Here is a 23763-nt window from a genome sequence, read left to right on the forward strand (position 1 = left end):
TTTTTTCCTCCTTAAGCCGCTGTTACGGTAATCTGAATTTTATCCACGGTATCTGCGACACGAATAGCGACACCGGCCGTAACCGCATCTCGGTCCGCAGTCATAGTCACAGAAATATCGTCTGCCGTGAAACCTTCAATATATCCCTGATTCAAATAGTTCTGCACCGTCATTTCCAAAATCATGGACTTCACCTGCGCACGGCCGTTCTGATCATTCCGAACCTTGCCAATTACGCGGCTATCCAGCAATTTCTGCAATTCTCTGGCATACTGATCCAAAGTGCGCATAACCAAACCCTTAGAAAAATCTTTTGGGCATTCCTCTGTAAAGGTGGTCAGGCTGTTAATATCATACAAAACTGCAGGCACGCCATACAGCATTACAAACAGGATTTCACCGGCCTGTACCCTTGCTTCCTGCTGCTCTCTGGTCAGCTGTCGGCTCACATCCAGCCAACCGGAAACTCGGTTAAAATGGGTTAAACTCCCCTTAACTCCCTGCTGTGCCAGCAAGCCGGCCATGGTTGCACAGGCCTGCGCTGCTGAAAGGGAATAATCCGAAGTCTTACCGCCGATGGTGCTGTAATAGACAGCAGGATGATTCGCTGCAACCACGCTCTGAACCATTTGAATCATATTGTTTTTCTGGCGCTGCTGCTTCACCCAGCCAATCAATGCTTTTGCTGTTGCAAGATCCGTTCCCACATAACAAAGCACGTTAAACTCCTGCTTTTCCATTTCTGCCTGAAATGCACTCCAGTCATCTTCTCCAACTGTTCCGTTAGAACCGCCTGTCAGTTTTACCACAACAGAACTTAGCTCTCCAGTCCCTTCCAATTCCACCAAATCATTGGCAGTAAAATCTTCCGGACTGGAAACGGTCTGAGTATCCGCTACAAAAGTTCCCAGCAAAGTGGTAACATCCCACGCGCCGCCATTGGGCTCCACAGAAACCGTAATGTCGTTGCCGCGCTTTCCGGAATACTTTGCTCTCACAGTAATGCTTTCGCTCAAAGCTGCTTTTGCCTTTTCACCAGAACCGTTCAGCCGGTACAAAATCAATTTCTCAGCGCCGCCCAGCACCTCATTCACACATTTCAGCTCTTCGCTGTTCATGGCATAGCCCAGTGACATTCTGGTATCAGCACCAGGTCGAATCACAGTTACTTTTTCGCCCCAATCCAGTTCCAGCGGCATCGCCACTGTGCCCGTTACGCTAAGCGCTGTTTCGCGCTGGCCCGCAGCCACCTTTACCTGAGTTCCCGGTAGAATTTGAATCATACAATAACCTCCTGATTTGTTTTTTCAATCATAAAAGAGTTCTCATCCACCTGCATTTTGATCCGAACCGAACAGGCCGCTTGTGCCCAGCCATCGTTTATTTCCGAATCAAAATCCCGGCAGATCAAAATCCCTATTGGACTGTCCAGCCTGCTCAAATTTTCCTGAATACGGAATACCGCATCCAGCATTTCATACTCATCTGCCGTATTCTGCGGATAATAGCAAAATGCCGCACGAAAAATCAACTCCAGTGTATCCGCTGTCTTTTTCTCCTTTTGAATGTTCAGGCACCTGACCTGAATGGCAGAAGAACCTTCTTCCGGTTTTTTTCCAACAACAACCGGTATCTCGGGAAATTGCCCCGATGCATACTGTGCCAAAGAAAGCAAAAGAGAATCCAGCACATTCAGCCGGTTTTCTTGCACCTTTTGCTTCATCGGCTCCGGCAATACAAGATTGTCAGCCCACTTCATTTTCACCTGTCCTTTCTCGGTTCCGTGGTAACCAAAACGTTTCACCCCTCGAAAACCACAGGAAACCATTTCCGCAATTCCCTCCGTTTTCATTCACTGAAAAAGGAAGCTCTGCGCAAACCACCGGATACCAAAACCGGCTTCTATCCTTACGGGGAATACAGCAGAAACTTTCCCTATAACAGGCAAGCTAAAATAATAAATTAAATTTTTTTGGAATATACAAAACCTTCCCGCAAATTAAAATAGTATCAAGATAGGAGACATGGGTTTTCATGTCTCCTATCTTGATACTATTTCAGAGCATCCAACGGATTTTTTGCTTTGTTTGATCTGTTTGAGGAAAATTAATATTTACTCCAGCCCAAAATATTTTAAAATAATGAAAATCACCTCGTATGGTAGTCAATATTCGCTTTCAAATAATTAGTATTCAATTACAAAGAGATTTCACCGCGCTTAGTAGAATTCTGTCTTGACGAATAATTTTTTGATAAAACATGTCACAAAATTCTTTTCCAAATTGTCTTTATGGATAGAAAATAGTTCCAGTACACAATTCGATTTAGCATTCTGTTTTTATGTTCTATCAATCCATATTTTTATTAAAAGATAAAAGGTTGGTAATTATGAAGAAAAGATGGATCCCCTATATTATTCAGATAGCTGCAATTGTCTTTCTATTTTATGCAATTTATACGCACGATCCACTGTATCTGCTAATCGGTTTAATATTTAATACGACAGGCTATATTGTCTCACTCTGGATCCCCCAGAATAAAAAAAAATTAAGCCTGCTCCTCTCGATTATTTCATTAATCCAAATATTCTTTTATGTTTTTGAATGGTAAGGTTTAATGATGAAAAGAAAAAACGACGCCTCTGGCGGCTCCGTTAAAACTGTTTCGGCAGCAATAGCATATCATCCTATTATAAAAGCAATTGCCGCAGCGATAGGAACTGGTGTTTCTATTATTGTTTTAGCCGAATCAATTTATTATTATATAAAATCTCAGACACACACTGGAGTCAGAGGCAGCCGCAAGTATATTTATGCCCAAAACAACGATTTAATCTTGGATTGGATCTTTATACCGAGAAGTGAGACTCAAACGTATTACTAATTTCTAATATGAAAGATAAACAAAACCCCCAATCGTAGATTTCATCATCCTACGATTGGGGGTTTCTTTGCAATGTTCATTTTTATCAGTTCTGTGAAATTCTATTTCTGCAGTTAGGGGGTGTTAAGAAAAGAAAATCAGCCTTCTTCCGGGCAAATATAATTTAGTTGTCCCACCGGTTGTCCCTGACGAAGGAAAACACGGGGAACCCGTTTTCCCACCAGACAAATCATTTCATAGTGAACTGTTTCATTCAAAGCGGCAATCTCGCTTACACTGACCTCTGCTCCACCCTCATGCCCCCATACGGTGGCTGTCATTCCGGGTTTCGCTTCCGGAATATCTGTCACATCCAGCATCACCTGATCCATGCAGACCCGGCCCACTACCCGGGCACGTTTTCCGCAAACCAACATATCCGCGCGGTCGTGCAAACGGCGGGGATATCCGTCGGCATAGCCAATCGGAACCGTGGCCAGCACCGTTTTTCGCTGGGTAACAAACTCACTGCCATAGCTGACACAAGTGCCCGGCTCTACGGTTTTCAGCTGAGAAATTACTGTTTTCAGTTCCATGGCCGGTTTCAATTTTAAATCCCGGCGCACCTGTTCAGATGGTGCCAGCCCATAAAGAATAACACCGGGGCGCACCATATCCAAATCCAAATCCGGATAATCCACCACCGCGCCGCTGTTAGAGCAGTGACGAATTTGAAACTCCACACCCCGCTGCCGCAAAATCTGCACTGCCTGCGAAAAATAGGCATACTGACGCATCGTGAAGTCCTCGCCCTTTTCTCCATCATCTGCCACAGCAAAATGGGTGAAAATCCCTTCGGGTATTAAGGCGGGCATCTGGCAAACCTGTTCAATCTCAGTTAAGGCATTTTGATCCCTTTCCGGATTTTGATACAAAAACCCGATTCGGCTCATCCCGCTATCCAGCTTAATATGGATCCGCAGGCGAACGCCTGCCTCGGCAGCACAGTCCGACAGTTCCTTCCCGTATTCTGTCGAGAATACAGACTGCGAAATGCAAAGCTCATGAAGCTTTTCGGCCATCTGAGGCGGGGTATATCCCAAAATCAAAATCGGGCGCAAAATTCCGCCCCGGCGAAGCTGAATAGCTTCTTCCAGATTCGAAACAGCAAACCAGTCTGCTCCCTTTTTCTGAAATTCACGGGACACAAAGGATGCACCATGCCCATAGGCATCCGCTTTTACAACACAACATATCTTGGTTTTGGGGTTAATTGCAGCACGGATTTTTTCAAAATTATAATCCAAAGCATCCAAATTCACTTCTGCCCAAGTTCGTTTCAAAAAATGATTCATGAAATATGATTCCTCATTCAATTTAAAATAAAAGATAACCGAATCCTTCGGTCTTATTTGTATGGATGTGTTTCCTATTATAGTACCGCTTTTTTAAATAATCAACCATTGACTGAAACAAGGGGTTGAAATCAGATCAAACAAAAAATTTTGATCCCCACATCATAAATTCGCCTTTATTTTGGAATCTTTGCAGGCCTGTGGGCATATACTGGTAGAACACTTTTTATAATACTGGATTGGGGAGGCGGTATCATGGATCAGACCATGAAGCTGAATCGCCCTGAAAATCTGGACGACGACCTGTATCGCTGTCTGTACAGTGAATTAACTGCCGGCGTTGACTTAGATGATTTGATTTTCAATGGCGAAGAATGGTACAAAAGTGAGCGCTAGGCAATATGCCGGGCATAAAAAGCTGCCGGGAGGGTTCGCAAGAGCCCTCCGGCAGCTTTTTTATGGTAAAAATAAAGAACAGGAAATTATTTCCATTACTTAAAGTAAGCAACGCCGGATTCAAAAATTCGCTGATCCTTTTCTCCCGGTACGTTGCGGTACAAATCGGTTCCCTTGCGTTCAGAATGTCCCATTTTGCCCAATACCCGTCCATCGGGGCTGGTAATGCCTTCAATGGCCCAAACGGAGCCATTGGGGTTCCACTGGGAATCTCCGCTGGGAATCCCGTCAGGGGTAGTATATTGAGTGGCAATCTGTCCGTTTTCCGCTAAGCGGCGCAAAGTCTCCTTATCCGCCACAAAACGTCCTTCTCCATGAGACATCGGAACACAGAACACATCCCCGGCATTTACCCCGGCCAGCCACGGTGATTTTACCGAAGCCACACGGGTATAAGCCATACGGGAAATGTGGCGTCCCAAGGTGTTAAAAGTCAGTGTGGGCGCCGATTCCTCAGTGGGAACAATATGGCCAAAGGGAACCAATCCCAGCTTAATCAATGCCTGGAATCCGTTGCAAACCCCCAGCATCAAGCCATCCCGCTGATTCAGTAATTCTTCCACCGCCTGAGCAATTCTGGGATTGCGGAAGGTGGTGGCAATGAATTTTCCGGATCCATCCGGCTCATCACCGCCGGAAAACCCGCCGGGCAGCATAATCATCTGGGCACTGCGAATCGCCTGTTCCATGCGCACAATGGTTTCTTCAATGGCAGCAGGGGTCAGGTTCCTCACAATCAGAACCTCCGGTTCCGCTCCAGCGCGGGCAAAGGCTTTCGCCGAATCATATTCGCAATTAGTTCCGGGGAACACCGGAATAAACACCCGGGGCTTTGCCGCCCGAATTGCAGGCGCTTTCTCAAACCGCTGGGTATACACAGGCACATCACTTATCACCTGTTCCGGTGTTTGGGTGGGGAAAATCTTTTCCAATGTTCCGGTCCAAATTGTCAGCAAGCGATCCAATCCCAGAACTTCACTGCCCAAAGTAATCGAAGCCTCCCCGGTCACCGTTCCCAGCAAGGCCGAACGCAACCCACGGGCCAACGTTTTTCCCGGTACCACCTCAATCACCAGCGCACCGGACTGAGGTGCAAATAAAAGTTTTTGATCCAATGCACCCTCTGCAAAATGGAATCCAAAGCCGTTGCCAAAGCACATGCGGGCCACTGCTGCCGCAGCTCCGCCTTCCCTCACAACAGAAGCCGCTGCAATTATACCCTGTTCCGTCATTTGACGTATTGCACGGTAATATTCCCGCAGCGCCGGGTAATCCGGCAACCCGGTTTCCTGCTGTTCCGGTAAGGGAAGCAAATACACCTGAGAACCGGAAGTTTGGAATGCCGCAGAAAGAGTCTTGCTGGCTTTCGTCATTGCCACAGCAAAGCTGACCAATGTGGGGGGCACATCCAAATCTTCAAAAGAACCGGACATACTATCTTTTCCGCCGATGGCGGCAAGCCCCAAACCCATCTGGGCAGAAAAAGCGCCCAGCAGCGCTGCGGTCGGTTTGCCCCAACGCCGGGGTTCCTGGCGCAGACGCTCAAAATACTCCTGAAAAGTCAATCTGGCCTTCAGCGGATCCGCTCCCACCGCCGCCAGCTTCGACAAGCTTTCCACCACAGCATAAGCCGCACCGTGAAAAGGACTGAAGCGCGAAATTCCGGGAATAAATCCAAAGCTCATAGCCGTGGCATCATCCGTTTCACCGTTTAATACGGGAAGCTTTGCCACCATGGCTTCTTCCGGCGATAACTGATATTTTCCGGCAAAGGGCATCAGCACAGTGGCCGCTCCAATGCTGGAATCAAACCGCTCGGCAAGCCCTTTTTGAGAGCAAACCTGTAAACGGGATAAGTTCTTCTCAAAGGCTTTGGCAATCGGCTCTTCGGTCAGTTCAGCCGGAACCAAATCCCGATAATTTTCAGAAAGATCCGGCGCAGAGATAGAGGCGCTGGCAGACAAGGTCACACCGTTGGTATCCAAGAATTCTCGGCTGATATCCACAATGGTATCGCCGCGCCACTCCATGCACAACCGCGGCTGTTCGGTCACTTCGGCTACCACAACAGCCTGCAGGTTTTCTTCATCCGCCAAGGCGCAAAACCGTGCCACATCTTTGGCCGACAACACCACAGCCATTCTTTCCTGTGATTCTGAAATGGCCAGTTCGGTGCCATCCAAACCTTCATACTTTTTCGGAACTGCATCCAGATGAATCTGCAAACCATCTGCCAGTTCGCCAATCGCTACACACACGCCGCCTGCGCCAAAGTCATTGCAGCGCTTAATCAAACGAGCGGCTTCCGGGTTGCGGAACAAACGCTGGATTTTGCGCTCTGTGGGCGCGTTACCCTTCTGAACCTCAGCACCGGCTACTTTCACCGACTCCTGTGTGTGCGCCTTAGAAGAACCCGTGGCGCCACCACAGCCATCCCGGCCGGTGCTGCCGCCCAGCAGAATGATTTTATCCCCGGCGGCAGGAACCTCCCGCACCACATTTCCCTTGGGAGAAGCGCCGATTACCGCACCAATCTCCATCCTTTTGGCCACATAACCATCATCATACAGTTCGGTCACCTGACCGGTAGCAAGTCCCACCTGGTTGCCATAGGAACTATATCCCTGCGCTGCACCCACCGTAATTTTACGGGAGGGCAGTTTACCCGGCAATGTGTTGGTGCTGCGCGGATCGCCGGATCCGGTCACACGCATTGCCTGATACACATACGCTCTTCCGGAAAGCGGATCGCGAATTGCGCCGCCCAAACAGGTTGCCGCACCGCCAAACGGTTCAATTTCCGTGGGATGGTTATGAGTTTCATTTTTGAATTGAACCAGCCAGGTTTGGGTTTCCCCGTCAATTTGCACCGGAACCTCAATAGAGCAGGCGTTAATTTCCTCACTCACATCCAAATCGGGCAAAAGACCGCGCTGGCGCAGCAGTTTCATTCCCATTACAGCAATGTCCATTAAACAGATCGGCTTCTGCTTGTCGCCGTAAACTTCTTTTCTAGCCGCATGATAGTCACGAAGCGCCTGCTCAATCGCCGGAGCGCCGGGCTCGATTTCAATTTTCTCCAGCCGTGTGGCAAAAGTCGTGTGGCGGCAGTGATCTGACCAATAGGTATCAATTACCCGCAGTTCCGTAATGGACGGATCCCGCTTTTCTGTATCGCGAAAATAATTTTGGCAGAAAAACAAATCTTCTAAACTCATGGCAAAGCCCATGGAACGGTAATACTCTGTCAGTTTTGCATCGTCCCAAAGAATCATCCCCCGAACACGAGCCACACCGGCCGGTTCTTCCACCTGAAGCTCCAACGTTTCGGGCTTAGCCAAAGACGCCTCGCGGGACTCCACGGGATTAATCAGGTACTGTTTTACCCTCTCCAGCACTTTTTCGTCCAGTTCCCCCTGCAAAAGGATCACCCGGGCCGACAGAACCTGAGGACGCTCCCCCTGCGTCAAAAGCTGCACGCATTGGGCAGCCGAGTCCGCCCGCTGATCGTACTGGCCAGGCAGATATTCCATGGCAAAAACCAGCGCCCCCGGTGGCACCGGATATTCCTCGTCATATACATTGTCTGCGTTGGGCTCTGAAAAAATCGTGCCCCGCGCCGTTCCAAATTCCTGCTGTGACAAACCGGAAATATCATACCGGTTTACTACCCGAACCTCTTTCAGCCCGGTGACCCCCAAATTTTCCTCCAAATCCGCTTTCAGATGCTGTGCTTCCACATCAAATCCAGGTTTTTTTTCCACAAACAGCCTGATGACCGCCATTGAATCCCCCGTTCCGGCCGCGTGAGCGGCCATTTCATATTGCGTATTTATTTTATCATAGTTTGTCCCTTGATAAAATAGAAAAATCCCCTAAAAAACCGCCGAAGCAGCCCGGGCTTTCCGCATATTATGCACCGGATAAATAGATTCATAGTGGAAAAAAACGTTTACCGATCGATATATTCTATAGTATAGGGAACATTTTTAGCGCATGATCCGGTAATTAATCCACATAATTTGCCATTTTCTTGCCATTTTTATGACCTCATGCTATACTGATTTTCATACAAGTCCTTTTAGAGCGGTAAGGGAGGGTGCTGACTCGGTGACACAAAAAAAAGCCAAAGGAGAGACGATTTTCATCAAAATGCTGGGAAGGTTCAGCATACAACGAGGAGAATATATTTTAACCCAAACCAGCGGAAGGACAAAACAGGTTTGGTTACTGATAGAATACTTAATTGCTAATCGCAAAACACATACAACCGTAGAAAATTTAATCGAAGTGCTGTGGTCGGACACACATTCCTGCACCGATCCCATGAACGCTTTAAAAAATCTGGTTTATCGTGCCAGGGATCTGCTAAAAAAAGAACTGCATGACAGCGAGACCAATTTTATTATTTATTCACAGGGGGCCTACTTATGGAATCCCCAACTGGAGTGTATGGTAGATGTAGAAGAAATGGAACACCTGATTCTTCAGGCCGCAACGCCCACTATGGCGCGTTCACAGCAAATTCGCTTGTACCAAAATGCACTGCAATACTACTGCGGTGATTTTCTGCCCAATTCCAGTTATGCCGGCTGGGTGATTACCCGAAGGTCAAATCTGGCCAACGTCTATTTAAATTGTATTCGCGAACTTTGCGGTTTTTATGAAAAAAGTCAAGAGTATACCGAGATTATCTCGTTATGTGAAACCGCCATTACACTGATTCCCTTTGAAGAATCGGTGCATAAAACGCTTACCTATGCTTATATCAGCACAGGCCAGAATAATAAGGCGCTTCGCCATTATCACTATGTAACCGAATTGTTTTACCGGGAACTGGGCGTCGATATCTCCAGCAGTTTGCGGGAATTATATCGGCAAATCACAAAAAGCATCAATCAGGTAGAATTGGATCTTTCTGTGATCAAAGAAGATCTGCAAGAAGCCCAAAGCGAAAACGGGGCCTATTATTGTGACTATGAGATATTCAAAAACCTGTATCGTATTCATGCCAGATGCCTGAAACGAACCGGACAATCCATTTTTGTAGCACTGATGTCCCTGATGGACAGCGAAGGAAGTATTTTAAAAGGAACTCAAGCAGTGCCGGCGGTAAACTTATTTAAAGAAGTGATTCTGCGTAATCTTCGCAAGGGTGACACGGTATCCGCTTACAGCTCCGCACAGTTTATTATCATGCTTCCTCTGATTAATTATGAAAATGCAGAGATGGTAATGCAACGGATCATCCGCCGATTTGAAAACTCTTATAAGAAAAAAGATTTAAAAATCATTTATATGCTGCGCCCGGTGGAGCCAATCGAAAAATAAAAATGCTCCCACAGCCTGTTTTTTTAGGCCTGTCTTTTTATATGGAATATAACAGGGCAGTCAATTTTCCGGGATCAGACTGTGCTCTTTAATGTATGGGAAACTTATAAGGAAAAGGAAGAGCCATATTATGGTGCAAATACAAAGGCTTATTGCAGAGCAGGAAGAGGTTCTGACCAGCGAATCCAATATCATCCATATCTTGTCTTTTGAAAACAGGCAGATAAAAGGATTTTTTTACAGCCCTTATTTTAAAAAGGGCGCTTATTTTTCCAGCGAACTGGAACTGATACAACTGATGGATCAATGGATGGATTACCTGGACTTCCCACAGTCCACCGTAAGATTCCGCAGCTTTGCAAAGAGGAAAAAAAACAACCAAAAGAGGGAGGAATCTTCCGTGGAACACGAGCCGCAGAACCACTGCGGGATACTGAAAACAATCGAAGATTGGGACACGCAGAAAGCAGCCGATAACAACGCTACCTTTATTGTTCGCGTGCAGCAGCGTCAGAACGCCACCTGGCAGGGCACCGTTCAATGGGCTCAGGCAGGTCAAACCCAATCGTTCCAAAGTACACTAGAGCTGCTTATGATGATGAACAGCGCCTGTGAAAAATCGCCGAACTCCCTCTGGGATACGGAAAAGACATAAAATAAAAATAATAAAAACGGGATATCAGCCGGAGGATTTTTAAAAGCCTCCGGCTGATATTTTTAAGAAGAGGCAGAGCTAGAATTTCCCGAGCCGGAAACTTCACTTCCCACATCGGGGGTTCGCCCATTATTCGGGGGAGCCCATCCCTCCGGCGGAGCATCGGAATTAGTCGGTATTTCGCCACTGTTGTTTCCCCTGTCACCTCCCGGCCGTCTCATACCACCCATACCACCCAAAGTGGTTTCTTCTCCGGTGCTGGAAATCACCGTTCTGGCGCCGGAAAGCGTTACCTCTGTCAGTTTTGTTCCACCCGAATACGTTCCCGCCAAGGCAAATCCGTCTTCCTTGACTGCGGCATCCGTTCCTCCGGTGGATATGGTATAAACGCTGCCTTGCCTCATGTCCGGTGTACTGATAACGATTGACTGGAACTGCTTTGCAGGTGTAAAACTAACGATAGATTTTCCCGAAGCATCCGAAAGATTCACGGTGGTCTCTGCTTTCTGTGACTCTGTAAACATTACTGCCAAAGAATTCTGTGTGGAATTTTCATCCGGGGCCTGCAACATACCGCTGCTTCCCGCGGCCACCAGAACTCCACCAGACATCTGGTATTCCCCATCAAAATCCAACGCTCCGTTCCCGGAATTCGTTGGGCCATTCACTAAAACTGTCCCACCTTCTTGATACACGTTTCCATTGGAATCCACCCCGTCACCACCGGCATCAATGACAACATAGCCTCCGGTAAACCGAATTTCAGCGTTGGAATTTGCCTGAAAGTGATCCTGCGCATCCGTATCTCCGTCACTCCCGCCGGCCGCATTGATTCCGTCGTCACTGGCTGTTATGTGAACGGTTCCTCCGCTTATGGTAACCGTAGCCCCCTCCAGTCCTTCATAGCTTTTGGTAATATGAACCGTGCCGTCGGTAATCAGCAAATCTGCATCTGCATGAAATCCATCGTCTCCGGTGGCAACGGACATTTCTCCGCCGGTCATGGTTACAGAACCATTGGAATGAACAGCATCATCGACCGAATCGATCTGAAAAGTTCCCCCTGCCAAGTAAACCTGCGTTCCGCCTTTTAATGCCTTCTGGCTGGTGCTGTCTTCTGTGGTTTCTGTGGCCTGATTCTTCTGCGTTCCGCTGGATTCCGAGCCCGAAGCAGTTTCCCCTTGACTGTTTTGAGCAGCCGTTCTCTGAATATTGGTTTTGGCTGCAGCAGTCCTGCTGGCGGCACTTTGGCTGTTTTCCTGCCCGGCTTCAGGTTGAAACGCTCCATTTTGATTGTTTCCACGCCCTTCAAACCCACCTTGCCCGCCAGGCCCCTGCTCTTTCTGCTTGTCAACTGCGTTGGCACTGCCACCGCCGGTTACAATCTGAAAATCCCCGCCGGTAACCTGTAAAATGGTTTCTGCCTGAAATGCATCCTGCCCACTGGTAATGTCAAAGCTTCCGCCTTCTATGGCAATCCATCCCTTCGTGCTGTCCTCGTTGTTATTGGCCCGAATCCCGTCTGCCTTGGCATTCACGGTAACAGAACCTTCTTTCACCGCAACGGAATCTCTGCCTTTTAGCCCATGATTGGCCGCTGTAATTTGCAGAGTACCGTTTACTACCTTTAAATCATCCTGGCTTCCAATCCCGTTGTTATAATTTCCAGTCACCGTTAACTTTCCGGTTCCATTAATGACCAAATCATCCTGACTGAAAACGGCCGCATCGGGCTTATCAGTGTTTGCATCCGCATACTGGTATTCCGAAGCATCCGTTATGGTATTTTGGCTTCCCTGTGCCAGAGTGATAATGGTTTTCTTTGCCTGTCTGGAATAAATTGGCGCACTGGCAGAATTGGAAAGAGTCACCCCGTTGAGCACCAATCTTACCAAATCTTCTTTTCCGGCGCTCACCAAAATTTGTCCGTCCGCCAAAGTTCCGCTCAGCAAATAGGTTCCGGCGGCAGAAATGGTCACCACTCCCCCTTGTGCCGCGGCTCCTCTGCCCTCTACTGTGGCAGAAGCCCCATTCAGGGTAATTGCCGTTGCGGTGGATGCATCCCAGCTGTCATCCAAATCTTCTTCCGCATATTCCACCGTCAGCGGAATTTCGGTGGAAAGTTCGGATGAGCCACTGGAATTCCCTTTGGTGGAACCACATCCTGTCACCGAAAACAAAATCAGACTAGCGGACAATAATCCTGCGAGCAATGCTTTTCCTTTTGTTTCCATTTTATGTCTCCTATAATTCATCACGCAGGGTAGAAATTTTTCCACAGGAAATACTTAAATTTCCATTTCGACAGCGAAGTTCATCCATAAATTCTTTTTCAATCACCGGTGCATTTAGCACCACATGATACCTTAGTTCATACAGACTGCCCATGTTTGTGGTCTTTACCTGCACCAATTCTGATCCCTGCGTATATTTTTGAAACAGATCGTCAAACACACCCTCAAAGTCCCGATCCTCCGGGATCATAATTTTCAGTTCTTTGCGGATTTTTCTGGGTTCTGCAAATTTTGTGGTGTACAGAACCATCGTCATTACACCCACCAGCGCTAAAAAGATCAGTGCAAAGGTCAAATATCCCATTCCGGTGGCAAGGCCAATTGCCATGGCAAAAAAGATGCTGCCAATTTCCCTTGCACTGCCGGGAATGGAGCGGAAACGAACCAGGTTAAAGGCTCCCATCACCGCAATTCCAGTCCCCAAATTGCCATTTACCAACATAATAACCGTTTGAACAATCACTGGCATCAACGCCAGGGTTACAACAAAACTTTTGCTGTAAGTGTTTCGGAACATATAACACAGTCCAACCCCCATTCCAAGCACGATGGATGCCAGCGTACAAATCAGCAAATCCTGCATACTGGCTGCCGTGGTTGCAGCTGTAGCTGTCGACAAAATACTATCAAGCACAGATAATTCCTCCTAATTTCTTTTGAGAATCCACATTTAAATGATCCGTAAAGCAAACCCCATATTTCGAAAAAGAAACCGGGTATGCTTTCTGTTCCGTCAGCATTTGGCAAAGCCACAAGGGCATGGCCTCAGGCACTTTAATTTCCATAAGCAGATGATCCGGGCAAATCAGTGCCGATCCCCAGTCTCCTGCCGAAAGATTCAGCGCAGTATTCCGCCAACGAATATTTTGATCAAATGTGATGCGCAGGTTGGGATCTTCCTTCCCAAACAATGCGATCCGATCGTAACCGATAAATACTTGGGGAATTGGATGATACACCTTTAAAAACCACTGAATTTCTTTTAATATCTGAGAATCCAATGGGGGAATTTCCTGATGATTTAAATAATTCATCACCTGACCCAATGGAAGAGAAATTCTTCTTTTATACACCACGCCCCGGTATTTATCTTTCAGTTCCAGAAAAACCGAATCTTCTGCTTGTGGAACACCATAACTGCGAATGCGAATTTTCTCTTTAAAAACCGGCTTTTCCAAGGATGTTCGAATCAAATGATAGTCCTCCGTGTCCAAATAAAGATTGCAAATCGTGTGCTGACCATATTGATCCTGCTCCATATACAGATCCAATTTTTCTCTTAACACCTCATACTGGGCGCGGCTTAATAAATATTTCTTTTCATAACGCCTGAAAACATCCTGATATTGCTTCATGGCTGAATCCTCCCTTTCTGGTAAATGTAGAATATAAGACAAGGAGTTTTCCTATGCGGATAGAACAAATCCAAAGGATATGTTAAAATAGTGGAATATTCCGGTTAAATCGCTGTTGTGCCACTATCATAAAACAAATAGCTGAAATTACTCTGAAAGCAGAACTTCAGAGTAATTTCAGCTAAAAACCTTACGATAGAAAAAAGAAATATTATTTGGGGAAATAATATCCCTATTTGAAATAGCCAAAGGGAACACACCAATCGATAAGGGGGATTCCGCTGTGAATATATTAATTGTAGAGGACGAGATACGTCTGGCGGAAGCATTGGCACAAATCATGATAGAGCAAAAATATACTACAGATACGGTATATGACGGAGAAGACGGTCTGACTTATGCCGAAAGCGGAATTTACGATGTAATTGTTTTGGATGTGATGCTGCCCAAGCGCAATGGGTTTGAAGTAGTAAAAGCCTTAAGAAGCAAAAAAATAGCCACCCCCGTACTTCTTTTAACCGCAAGGGACGAAGTATCCGACAAGGTGACAGGTCTGGACTGTGGAGCCGACGACTATATGACAAAACCTTTTTCGCCCGAAGAATTGTTAGCCCGGGTGCGAGCCTTATCCCGGCGGCAGGGTGATGTTGTGCTGGAAGAGTTAGTTTTTTCCGATTTAGTTCTAAACCTATCTGCAAATACTCTGCAATGCAACCAAAAATCGGTGCATCTGGGCTATAAGGAATTTGAAGTGCTGCGCCTTTTGATGAGCAACCCCAAACGAATTGTCCCCAAAGAAGATCTGATTACGAAAGTCTGGGGCACAGAATCCGGTGCAGAGGATAATAATGTAGAAGCCTATATTTCGTTTCTGCGTAAAAAGATGTCCTTTCTCGGGTCTCAGGCCAACATCGGAACCGTCCGCAAAGTGGGATATCGGCTGGAGGAAGAAAACGGATGATTAAAAAGCTTCGACGAAAATTTATTCTCATCAATATGCTTTTGATTTCCTCGGTTTTGCTGATTGTTTTTTCCGTACTTCTTTATACCAATTATCAGCGTCTGGAATCCATCAGCTTTAACGATATGAGGCAGGCTCTGAGCCGCGCCTCAGACAAAGCGCCACCCAAATTTGAAATCGGCGGTTCCCGGCCTCAGGGTCTGCCTGCCATGACACCGGTGATCTGCGCCATATTAAATGACAATGGCGATATTTTAGAAACCGTAGGACAAAATGTGGAAATCACCCCACAGGCTTTACAGCAGGCGGTTCAGCTGGCGCTGGATTCCCCCGGCACATCCGGCTCCATTTCCTCATTAGATCTGCGCTATTTAAAGCAGGAAACGCCCAACGGAACCAAAATTGCCTTTGCAGACAGAAGCCACGAACTAAACTCTATCAAAAGCATGCTGCTCAGTTCCCTGCTGGTCGGGGCAGGGGGACTGTTTGCTTTTTTCCTCATCAGCGTGTTCTTAGCCCGCTGGGCACTTCGACCGGCCGAAAAAGCCTGGGAACAACAACGCCAGTTTGTGGCGGATGCCTCTCACGAGCTAAAAACACCGCTCACCGTTATTTTAGCCAACACCGGAATTTTGCTCGCCCATCGAGAAAGCACCATTCAGCAGCAATTGAAGTGGGTGGAATATACCCGAACCGAAGCCACCCGTATGAAAGAACTGGTGGATAGCTTGCTGTTTCTCGCAAAATCCGATTCCTGCCGGGCTCCGTCACCGCAAATCCCTGTGGATCTGAGTAATGCGGTGTGGAGCAGTCTTCTTCCTTATGAGCCCGTGGCCTTTGAGCAAGGCGTTACCTTAAACAGCAGCATCTCCCCCAACCTGTTTATTCTGGGGGACTCCGGGCAGCTGCAGCAGCTGATTGTGATTCTTCTGGATAATGCCTGCAAATACGCAGGGGAACACGGAATCATTACACTAACTTTAGAGCAAAACCAAACCAAAGCGCACCTGACAGTGCATAACACTGGGGGCTTTATCCCCCAAAACCAGCTGGATCATATTTTTGAACGCTTCTACCGTATGGATCAATCCCGCGCCCGTCAAACAGAAGGCTACGGCTTAGGCCTCTCCATTGCCAAAACCATTGTCGAAAACCATGGTGGAAAAATATCTGCCTCCAGCACCCCACTATCCGGCACCTCATTTGAGGTAATTCTGCCTCTAAAGCCTTAATTTTTTACAGCACCCAGAATTTCTGAGAAGACATTCTTTTTCTTTTCTCTTTACATGGGAATCACAGAAAATATTTGCTATGCTCTGTATTTTTATAGTTTCTTTAAAAAAATAATAAAAAATCTTATTTCCAATTATAATTCGAACATTTATTGACAAATTATATAAAAATTGGTAAAATTACTTTACAATATTGTCGTAATTTGTAATGAAATCGGATGAGTAGAGAGGTAAGAGAAAGAATCATGCGAAAAAACAGCTCAAGCAAGCAATCATATCAAGCAGTAAAAGAACTGATTATTTTTGGTGACCTAAAGCCTGGCGCACAAATTGACGAAACGATGATACAAAGCAAACTGGGCATCAGTCGTGCATCCATGCGAGACGCCTTTTTAATTCTGGTTCGAGAAGAACTAATTGCCAATGAGTTTCGAAAAGGATTTCAGGTACCCCACATTTCACCCAAAAGGATTCAGGATATTTACGAAATCCGCCAAATGCTGGAGCCCAACGCCGTGATCAAAGGGATGCAGAACATAGAGCGAGGCTGGCTCATGGAAATTCGCACAAAATTTATTCAGCTATCCGAACACCCTCAAGCCACTTCTGCCCATTATATTAAACTGGATAATGAATTCCATAACACGTTAATGTCCAGCCTGAATAATACATATGCCAGCGAGCTTCTGGAATGCGGGCTGGACTATCTGGCTATGGTTCGGCGGAATATTTCTTTGGATCCTAGGGGCTGTTTTGAACGATATCTAGATCATATTAGCATCATTGATGCCATCCTTCAAAACGATCGGGAAAAGGCCAGTCAACTGCTTCACAGCCATATTCAGATTTCTTATGACACTATAATTAAATACATGATTCGTTCTTCCTTATAACACAGCCGGCAGGGCGTGTGGCTTGTTGGCCACTTCCTGCCGGCTGTGTTGTTTATGTGAATCATTTGATTTATAGCACGCTGTCTATCACTCTCAGCGCATTTTTCCAGCAAATTTTTTCAATTTCCGAATCAGTAAATCCGGCTGCAGACAGAGCGTCCGCCAGTTTATAAAACTGGGCGCAGTTCCGGATCTCACAGGGACCAGAAAATCCATCAAAATCACTGCCCAGCGCAATGGTATCAATCCCTGCTACATTTTTAATATGTTTGATATGCCTCACCATATCCGGAACGCTTCCGTTCCCATCTTCCCCTAAAAACTTATGATAAAAATTGATACCAGTTACGCCGCCTTTTTCCGCCAGTGTCCGCAACATGTCATCGGTCAAATTCCGGCGGAAGTCCCGCACCGACCGGGAGTTCGAGTGAGAGGCCACAAAAGGCCCCCGGCTCATCTGGGCCACATCCCAAAAACCGCCGTCAGAAAGGTGGGATACGTCAATCAGCATATGCAGATCATTCATTCGTTCCACCACTTCTTTTCCAAAAGGTTTCAGCCCTGCTTCCATCACCGCAGGATCATCGGAATTGGGGAAGCCTAAAGAGTTTTCATAGTTCCAGGTCAGTGTAATCAGGCGTACCCCCATGTTATAAAGCTCCTCAAGGCGATCCATCTCTTGTCCAATGACGCCCCCTTCTTCCACGGTCAGCACACCAGACAGTTTCCCCTCCCGGCGGTTTTTATGAATATCAGCCGCACAAAGAGCCGGGCGAATATGTTCCTTGTTTTCTTCCATTTCTTTTTGATAAACATGATACATTTTTTTCAGATAAGCATAGGATTCATCCACATTTTCAAAATCGCTCATGCGAATAAACATGGCAAAAAACTGGCAAAAAACATCAGAAGTTTTCATTTTTTCAATACTGACATCAATTTCATTGGAAAACAGAGGAATTTCTCGTTCCAAAAGCAATGAAATGGTGTCACAGTGCAAATCAATATAAGACATATCGCTCCTTCTTTCTTGATTGGCCAAACGGTGAAAACAGCGGGCTTTTTCCGGTTTTCCGGCCAGGCTCAACCGAATTTTTGGTACCATACGAAAGGGAGGTGATCCCTTTCGTATGGTACCGTTATCTCTCGATGCCAAAATCGAGATCAAAACAGTAAGGCATTGTGGCAAACTCTTTCAAAATCTTCCTTTCTGCCAGAGTCAAATCCCCTGAGAATACAAACCACAAAGTCACACCCAATCCTTTGCAGATTGTCATCCTTTGTTATTTTGGTGTGCCGATTTCCTTTGCCTGCAGCAAAGAATCCAGCCAAGTGGTTCCATTGGCTCGGCGCACCCCCAGTTCATTTACCACAACCGTGCGGATTCGGGCACTTTCTACCGCACCTGTCACCGACGCAAACCCACCGGTGTCATTAATCACATAGTACCGTCCGTTCACTGACCCAAGATACAAAGTGATATGCCCCGGCTGGCACAAAATAGATCCGGGTTTTAGCTGATCTAAAATCTGTTTGCGTTGGGCAGTCGTCTTACCCGAAAACTCATATGTTTTGCAGGGAATCAAAGCCTGTGTGCTGGAATTTCGGGGCAGCTGAAATCCAAAGCAGCGGTATACTTCATAAGTTAACGCAGAGCAGTCCCTGGAATTTAGCATTCCGCCCCAGCCATACCGATCCCCCAGCATTTTAAAGCTTTGGGTTAAAACATTGGCTCGGGTATAAGGTAAGTACCCCCGGCTGACGTCTCGATTTAAGGGCAGCATGGCATATTCATATTGTACCATGCCATCCTCCTGCCTCACCGGCAGCTTGATCACATAATTCTGCATGGGAACCCGATCTCCAATCGAGGCTGGATATTCATTGGGTTGAGCCAAATCCACCACAACCCCCATGGAAAGTTCCAGCTCTGACAAAGCGGGAGAATACGGATCTGGCTCCAGCTGAATCTTGTTGCCGGTAACCACTAGAAAATCTTTGTGGATACGCGCCTGCTCCCATTGCGCTTTGGTTTCAAACAAAGCCACATCCTTAGCCGGCACCCACCCACGATAATGAGCCATTACAATGTAATACCACATTTGGTTCTGAGTCTGGTGTAAAACTACCACCGGTTCATTGTAAAGAACTGCGGTTTCCTGCAGGATATCAAAACACACGTCCGACGCATCATCTGTTACCACATCGCTGGTGGGATAGCTTCTGATATCACTGCGCTGAGTCATGATCCCAAAGCGAACGGAGTGTATGCTTTGAATGTCCGACAGATAAGTCTTATCCTGAAGAGCATTCCAATAGGAAGCATCCACACGCTCCCCATTTACATACCAGATTCCCGACGGAACCGAGGCACCTTCCCGAATCAGCGTTTTCAGATCTTCTCCGGCAATAGTATCCTGATATTGGCTCAGGTCATACATCGCCCCGGGAGTATTGGCCAGCGAGGTTTTCATCGACTGGTTAAAAGACTGAATCTGCTGCCAAGACATCACGGTTTTGTTGGCGTCCTTGGTTCGATTGATCCAATATTGAGCGTTCAGCATTTCCATAGATACGTTGTCTGCGGTGGGCACCCCCTTTTGTGCTTGATCAGAGGAACTGGAGGAAGAGGCGTAAGCGGTACCGGGAAAGATCACACTGCCAACTACCATAACGGCAGCCATAACCACACTGTAAAATTTTTTCATTTACCAAAATCCCCTTTCTTCACTGTCGTCCATTCCTTCAGAATATCATCTTAACACTTTTAGAATCCGAATTCTAAAACATCTGCTGCGCGGGACAGTATTCCATCCGGAACCCATCTGCCACATTTTTGCAGGTGCATGTTCCGCCATAAGTATTCACCGCAGAATACAGCACTGGATTTTTGCGGCAGGCTTCTTCCAATCCACCGGCAGCAATCTGCAAGCCATAACGCAGCGTGGCATTGGTTAATGCTATGGTAGAAGTCCGGGGAACTGCACCGGGCATATTGCCCACACAGTAATGCACCACACCATCCACAACAAAGATAGGAGAGTCATGATAGGTCACTTTGGTGGTTTCACAGCAGCCACCCTGATCCACTGCCACATCCACAATCACGCTGCCGGGCCGCATTTTGCCCAGATAGGATCGTTTGATGATCTTATCTGCTTTTTTACCGGGGATCAAAACAGATCCAATTACCAAATCCGCCTGAGTTACCGCTTTTTCCACTGCGGCATCCGTACTGTAAAGCGTCTGAATCCTTGCGCCGAAAACATCATCCAGATAAGCCAACCTCGCCAAATTAATATCAGTAATGGTCACGTTTGCACCCATTCCCACTGCAATTTTACAAGCATTGGTTCCTACGGTACCCGCTCCCAAAATCACCACATTGGCTTTTGGGGTGCCGGGAACTCCCGACAAAAGCACACCGGAACCACCCATTGGTCTTTCCAGATATTTAGCACCTTCCTGCACACTCAGGCGCCCTGCAATTTGGCTCATGGGTGCCAGAAGAGGAAGACTGCCGTTTGGTTCCATTAAGGTTTCATAGGCCACACCTTTTACTTTAGATTGCAGCATTGCGTCGGTTAAGGGCCGATCCGCCGCCAGATGAAGATAGGTATACACAATCAAGTCCTCACGAAAATACTGGTATTCCGGCTCCAAAGGCTCCTTTACCTTCACAATCATATCTGCCGTGTCCCAAACCTCCCGGGCGGTTTCTAAAATCGTTGCGCCGGATGCCTGATATTCTTCCGTAGAAAATCCGGAACCAAGCCCTGCGTCTTTTTCCATATATACCAGATGTCCCGCATTCACATAAGCTTTTACATTATCCGGGGAAAGCCCCACCCGGAATTCATTATTTTTAATTTCTTTCACACTTCCAATTTTCATAGCGATGCCTCCATTGATAATTGCCCGCAGGTTACTGCTGGGCAGATAAAATATCTCGCAGTCTTCCGTTTGCATCGCGCAGAGCAGCAACCAAAGCTTTTTGGGAGGAACCAAAATAACGGGAGCGCACTCGCTGAACCGCTTCATCCAATCCGTCCAGCAGATCACACCCCACCAGCATACTTCGGACAAAATCCCTGCTAATATCCAAAATTGCATTACAGGACACATCTACAATTCGGTGAGTTTCCCGGTCCACCACAAATGGAAGAAAAAAGATTCCATAAGACTGGCTGATTGGATTGTCGTTGGCCACCTTGGCGTGCCCTACCAGATAAATTGTATTTTCGGGATAATTCATCCTTTGAAACTCCTTTCAATCAACCTTCGGCTTTGTCTGAGCCTAATGAGGGGGAGCCTCCCATTGTTCCGCAGCCGCCGATCCGGCAATAAAAGACGAACCGCGACTATGGAAAACGACCGCTGAAGCAGTGGGATTGAAAAACAGAGCAATTCTTTTTCATAAAAATCAGCCCTTCTCCTTTCTGCGTTTTTCCGAAGAACACCGGGCACATGTGCCTGGGGCTCCGGGGCAATGTCTGCCAACGGGATCCCACTTTTACCGCAAAGCAGTGCTGCTGCCTTACTGAAAAACAAAACCGTTGATTTCTGGTCCAAAAGCGCCTTTGGAAAAACGGGCATTCCATCTGCTTTCTGCCAATCTGAAAAACCGCGCCTATTATTACCAAAACCCCTTTGGACGTTTTTCTTCTGTGTGATTGTGTATGCTATTTTACCGACGTAAAATCAGCCTAAAATCATGGGGCCGAAAATTGCCCAAACCACCACAAAAGCGATGGCACTTCCGCTGGCGATCCAGTTGGCCTGAAGCATTTCTTTTGTATTATTGCATTGGGCAATACCCAACTGCCCCATCATATTGCTGGTGGGGTAAATTCCGCCGGTCAGGCGGGTAGCAGACAAAATGGCAATTGCAAACAGGCTCATATGCAGTCCGCTGGCAACAGCAGCTGCTCCAAACATTTCAGAAATAATTTTGATTTCTGCCACGGCCGCTGCTTCAATTCCGAAGCCGCCTACGACAGATGCAATCAGCATAACCGCGGTGGGGCTATCGCCCGCTACGCCGCCCATCAGGTTGGCAATCGCTTCAAATCCGCCGCCCAGTTCCACCAGATTCAGCAGAACATCAATGGTGACAAACACCACAAACATTCTAGCCTGGGACGCAATGCCTTTGGACATGGATTCCACCACATGATCGATATCCATGCGTCCTACAATGCCGACTACCGCAGACAAAACGATCATCACGATCAGCGCATAGCTGGTGCCTTGCTTTGTCATAATTCCATAGATAATCAGTGCTAAAAATGCCACTAAAAAGGTAAGAGTGGTTCTGCGTTCTTTGGGGGTAACCACAATCTCGTTAAAATCCTGCATGGCATCCAGATTATAAAATTCCTTGCCCTCTGTTCTGCGCTGGGTGCGCTTCACAGCAAACCACATGCCGCCCAGCCAAAAAACCGAGAAAGGAATCACTGCGCCTATCATCAGTTGTCCGTAAGACAGGCCTGTTACCTCCATGGTAATCAAAGTCACACCGGTCAGCGGCCCCAGCATCAGGCCGACTTCTCCCGATACTTTAAACAGCGCCGCCACAACAGTGGGGGTAACGCTTAAAGAAGCCATAACCGGAATTAAAATGGGGGCAATCACAGCGTTGCCGCCGCCCAAAGTGCCCAGCAGGCCACAAACCAAAATGGAACAGATAATCAGGGTAACTTTCGCTTTTGTCTGCGTGTTAACCCCAATTCGTTTTACAATCCAGTAAACCAAAGTATGTGTGATTTTTGCTTCTGTCATAAGTACGCCCAGGCCTGCTCCGGCCATAATAATGACACCGATCAAAGCCGTAGTGGAACCCAGGCTTTGGGCAAACGCCACAGACAGCATCTTCAGATTCTGCCCCATCATCAGCGCGCCAACGGCAATACCTACAATAATACCCGATGTATTGTCTTTTCCCCGGAACACCATGATGATATAAACGGCCAGTGGAATCAACGCCAGAAGCGATGGGGATTGAATCAATGACCAACTGCCTAACTCCATAGTAAGCACCTCCTAGAATATTCCCTGCTACAATATGCCGCAAAACGTTTTAAAATCCTGTGAGGCCAAAAATCATTCCAAAAAATTTTGGGAACCGCTTTAAAACCGTTTTTGCTTTTCCTGTCTGTTTTGATCAGACGATCTTTCCTGCCTTTTCGCATAGAAAAACTGATCCACCCCCATTCTTTTTCAGTTCCGATTTTTTGTAACACCTCCTTTGGTTCCAATGTCTCTTACGAGCTATGTATCTTTGCCCGGATTCCCGGGCGGACATGCTTATCTCTTTCAAAAAAACAACAGGAACCCTCTGAATTGCATCAAAAAATGCAAAACATTGGA

18 protein-coding genes are annotated in these 23763 nt (G+C 46.9%); 6 read left to right on the forward strand and 12 right to left on the reverse strand.

Annotation, left to right across the window (positions count from 1 at the left end):
- Positions 1-11 precede the first annotated feature (11 nt).
- From C1A02_RS10110 to alr, 3 genes are all read right to left on the reverse strand, one after another.
- Positions 12-1283: a phage tail sheath subtilisin-like domain-containing protein gene (locus C1A02_RS10110; RefSeq protein ID WP_101698108.1), complete on the reverse strand. Its 1272-nt coding sequence runs from the start codon at positions 1281-1283 to the stop codon at positions 12-14.
- The gene (locus C1A02_RS10115) at positions 1280-1759 is read right to left on the reverse strand and encodes a phage tail terminator family protein (RefSeq protein ID WP_129588161.1); all 480 of its coding nucleotides are present in this window, start codon (positions 1757-1759) and stop codon (positions 1280-1282) included. The genes C1A02_RS10110 and C1A02_RS10115 overlap by 4 nt, the downstream gene beginning before the upstream one ends.
- A 1261-nt stretch (positions 1760-3020) precedes the next feature.
- Complete coding sequence (gene alr / locus C1A02_RS10130) at positions 3021-4217, reverse strand: alanine racemase (protein ID WP_101698112.1); 1197 nt, start codon at positions 4215-4217, stop codon at positions 3021-3023.
- A gap of 255 nt (positions 4218-4472) precedes the next feature.
- Between alr and C1A02_RS13535 the strand changes: the two genes are divergently transcribed.
- Positions 4473-4613, forward strand: a complete 141-nt coding sequence (locus C1A02_RS13535; protein ID WP_164997190.1) for a hypothetical protein — start codon at positions 4473-4475, stop codon at positions 4611-4613.
- Between the two features lie 95 nt (positions 4614-4708).
- Here C1A02_RS13535 and C1A02_RS10135 read toward each other — a convergent pair whose 3' ends face one another.
- Positions 4709-8458: a phosphoribosylformylglycinamidine synthase gene (locus C1A02_RS10135; RefSeq protein ID WP_101698113.1), complete on the reverse strand. Its 3750-nt coding sequence runs from the start codon at positions 8456-8458 to the stop codon at positions 4709-4711.
- 325 nt (positions 8459-8783) lie between these two features.
- Between C1A02_RS10135 and C1A02_RS10140 the strand changes: the two genes are divergently transcribed.
- Together C1A02_RS10140 and C1A02_RS10145 are read left to right on the forward strand one after the other, a co-directional pair.
- Complete coding sequence (locus C1A02_RS10140) at positions 8784-10004, forward strand: AfsR/SARP family transcriptional regulator (protein ID WP_101698114.1); 1221 nt, start codon at positions 8784-8786, stop codon at positions 10002-10004.
- A 130-nt stretch (positions 10005-10134) separates the two neighbouring features.
- Positions 10135-10659, forward strand: coding sequence for a hypothetical protein (locus tag C1A02_RS10145; RefSeq protein WP_101698115.1), 525 nt, complete (start codon positions 10135-10137; stop codon positions 10657-10659).
- A gap of 62 nt (positions 10660-10721) precedes the next feature.
- On the opposite strand, the gene C1A02_RS10150 is transcribed toward C1A02_RS10145, so the two are convergent.
- From C1A02_RS10150 to C1A02_RS10160, 3 genes are read right to left on the reverse strand one after another with little or no spacing between them, the layout of a single operon-like run.
- Entirely contained in the window at positions 10722-12893 is a 2172-nt protein-coding gene (locus tag C1A02_RS10150) for a carbohydrate-binding domain-containing protein (protein ID WP_101698116.1), read from the reverse strand.
- Positions 12894-12903: 10 nt separating this feature from the next.
- Complete coding sequence (locus C1A02_RS10155; RefSeq protein WP_207204898.1) at positions 12904-13587, reverse strand: DUF4956 domain-containing protein; 684 nt, start codon at positions 13585-13587, stop codon at positions 12904-12906.
- Positions 13580-14308: a polyphosphate polymerase domain-containing protein gene (locus C1A02_RS10160; protein WP_101698117.1), complete on the reverse strand. Its 729-nt coding sequence runs from the start codon at positions 14306-14308 to the stop codon at positions 13580-13582. The genes C1A02_RS10155 and C1A02_RS10160 overlap by 8 nt, the downstream gene beginning before the upstream one ends.
- 283 nt (positions 14309-14591) lie before the next feature.
- Here C1A02_RS10160 and C1A02_RS10165 point away from each other — a divergent pair, with 283 nt between their 5' ends.
- From C1A02_RS10165 to C1A02_RS10175, 3 genes are all read left to right on the forward strand, one after another.
- Positions 14592-15269, forward strand: coding sequence for a response regulator transcription factor (locus C1A02_RS10165; protein WP_101698118.1), 678 nt, complete (start codon positions 14592-14594; stop codon positions 15267-15269).
- Positions 15266-16501 carry a sensor histidine kinase gene (locus C1A02_RS10170; protein WP_101698119.1) on the forward strand — a complete coding sequence of 412 codons (1236 nt, stop codon included), beginning with the start codon at positions 15266-15268 and terminating at the stop codon, positions 16499-16501. The genes C1A02_RS10165 and C1A02_RS10170 overlap by 4 nt, the downstream gene beginning before the upstream one ends.
- A 245-nt stretch (positions 16502-16746) precedes the next feature.
- Positions 16747-17394 carry a GntR family transcriptional regulator gene (locus C1A02_RS10175; protein WP_164997191.1) on the forward strand — a complete coding sequence of 216 codons (648 nt, stop codon included), beginning with the start codon at positions 16747-16749 and terminating at the stop codon, positions 17392-17394.
- Positions 17395-17464: 70 nt separating this feature from the next.
- Here C1A02_RS10175 and C1A02_RS10180 read toward each other — a convergent pair whose 3' ends face one another.
- The 5 genes from C1A02_RS10180 to C1A02_RS10205 form a co-directional block, all read right to left on the reverse strand.
- On the reverse strand, positions 17465-18499 hold the full coding sequence (locus tag C1A02_RS10180) for a dipeptidase (protein ID WP_243577985.1): 1035 nt from the start codon (positions 18497-18499) through the stop codon (positions 17465-17467).
- Positions 18500-18677: 178 nt separating this feature from the next.
- Entirely contained in the window at positions 18678-20102 is a 1425-nt protein-coding gene (locus C1A02_RS10185; RefSeq protein WP_101698121.1) for an SH3 domain-containing protein, read from the reverse strand.
- 73 nt (positions 20103-20175) lie between these two features.
- Complete coding sequence (gene ald, locus C1A02_RS10190) at positions 20176-21288, reverse strand: alanine dehydrogenase (protein WP_101698122.1); 1113 nt, start codon at positions 21286-21288, stop codon at positions 20176-20178.
- 31 nt (positions 21289-21319) lie between these two features.
- Complete coding sequence (locus C1A02_RS10195) at positions 21320-21649, reverse strand: DUF3870 domain-containing protein (protein WP_101698123.1); 330 nt, start codon at positions 21647-21649, stop codon at positions 21320-21322.
- Between the two features lie 446 nt (positions 21650-22095).
- The gene (locus C1A02_RS10205) at positions 22096-23424 is read right to left on the reverse strand and encodes a TRAP transporter large permease subunit (RefSeq protein WP_101698125.1); all 1329 of its coding nucleotides are present in this window, start codon (positions 23422-23424) and stop codon (positions 22096-22098) included.
- Positions 23425-23763: the final 339 nt, after the last annotated feature.

The organism is Clostridium minihomine (assembly GCF_900240385.1).
Lineage (GTDB): Bacteria > Bacillota > Clostridia > Oscillospirales > Acutalibacteraceae > Faecalispora > Faecalispora minihomine.

Bases quoted from the DNA above. Each gene is read 5' to 3' on its own strand.
- C1A02_RS10110 (WP_101698108.1), bottom strand. From the start codon at position 1,283: ATGATTCAAATTCTACCGGGAACTCAGGTAAAGGTGGCTGCGGGCCAG.
- C1A02_RS10170 (WP_101698119.1), top strand. From the start codon at position 15,266: ATGATTAAAAAGCTTCGACGAAAATTTATTCTCATCAATATGCTTTTG.
- C1A02_RS10185 (WP_101698121.1), bottom strand. From the start codon at position 20,102: ATGAAAAAATTTTACAGTGTGGTTATGGCTGCCGTTATGGTAGTTGGC.
- C1A02_RS10195 (WP_101698123.1), bottom strand. From the start codon at position 21,649: ATGAATTATCCCGAAAATACAATTTATCTGGTAGGGCACGCCAAGGTG.
- C1A02_RS10205 (WP_101698125.1), bottom strand. From the start codon at position 23,424: ATGGAGTTAGGCAGTTGGTCATTGATTCAATCCCCATCGCTTCTGGCG.
- ald (WP_101698122.1), bottom strand. From the start codon at position 21,288: ATGAAAATTGGAAGTGTGAAAGAAATTAAAAATAATGAATTCCGGGTG.
- C1A02_RS10115 (WP_129588161.1), bottom strand. From the start codon at position 1,759: ATGAAGTGGGCTGACAATCTTGTATTGCCGGAGCCGATGAAGCAAAAG.
- C1A02_RS10150 (WP_101698116.1), bottom strand. From the start codon at position 12,893: ATGGAAACAAAAGGAAAAGCATTGCTCGCAGGATTATTGTCCGCTAGT.
- C1A02_RS10145 (WP_101698115.1), top strand. From the start codon at position 10,135: ATGGTGCAAATACAAAGGCTTATTGCAGAGCAGGAAGAGGTTCTGACC.
- C1A02_RS10135 (WP_101698113.1), bottom strand. From the start codon at position 8,458: ATGGCGGTCATCAGGCTGTTTGTGGAAAAAAAACCTGGATTTGATGTG.
- C1A02_RS13535 (WP_164997190.1), top strand. From the start codon at position 4,473: ATGGATCAGACCATGAAGCTGAATCGCCCTGAAAATCTGGACGACGAC.
- alr (WP_101698112.1), bottom strand. From the start codon at position 4,217: ATGAATCATTTTTTGAAACGAACTTGGGCAGAAGTGAATTTGGATGCT.
- C1A02_RS10160 (WP_101698117.1), bottom strand. From the start codon at position 14,308: ATGAAGCAATATCAGGATGTTTTCAGGCGTTATGAAAAGAAATATTTA.
- C1A02_RS10180 (WP_243577985.1), bottom strand. From the start codon at position 18,499: ATGGTACCAAAAATTCGGTTGAGCCTGGCCGGAAAACCGGAAAAAGCC.
- C1A02_RS10175 (WP_164997191.1), top strand. From the start codon at position 16,747: ATGCGAAAAAACAGCTCAAGCAAGCAATCATATCAAGCAGTAAAAGAA.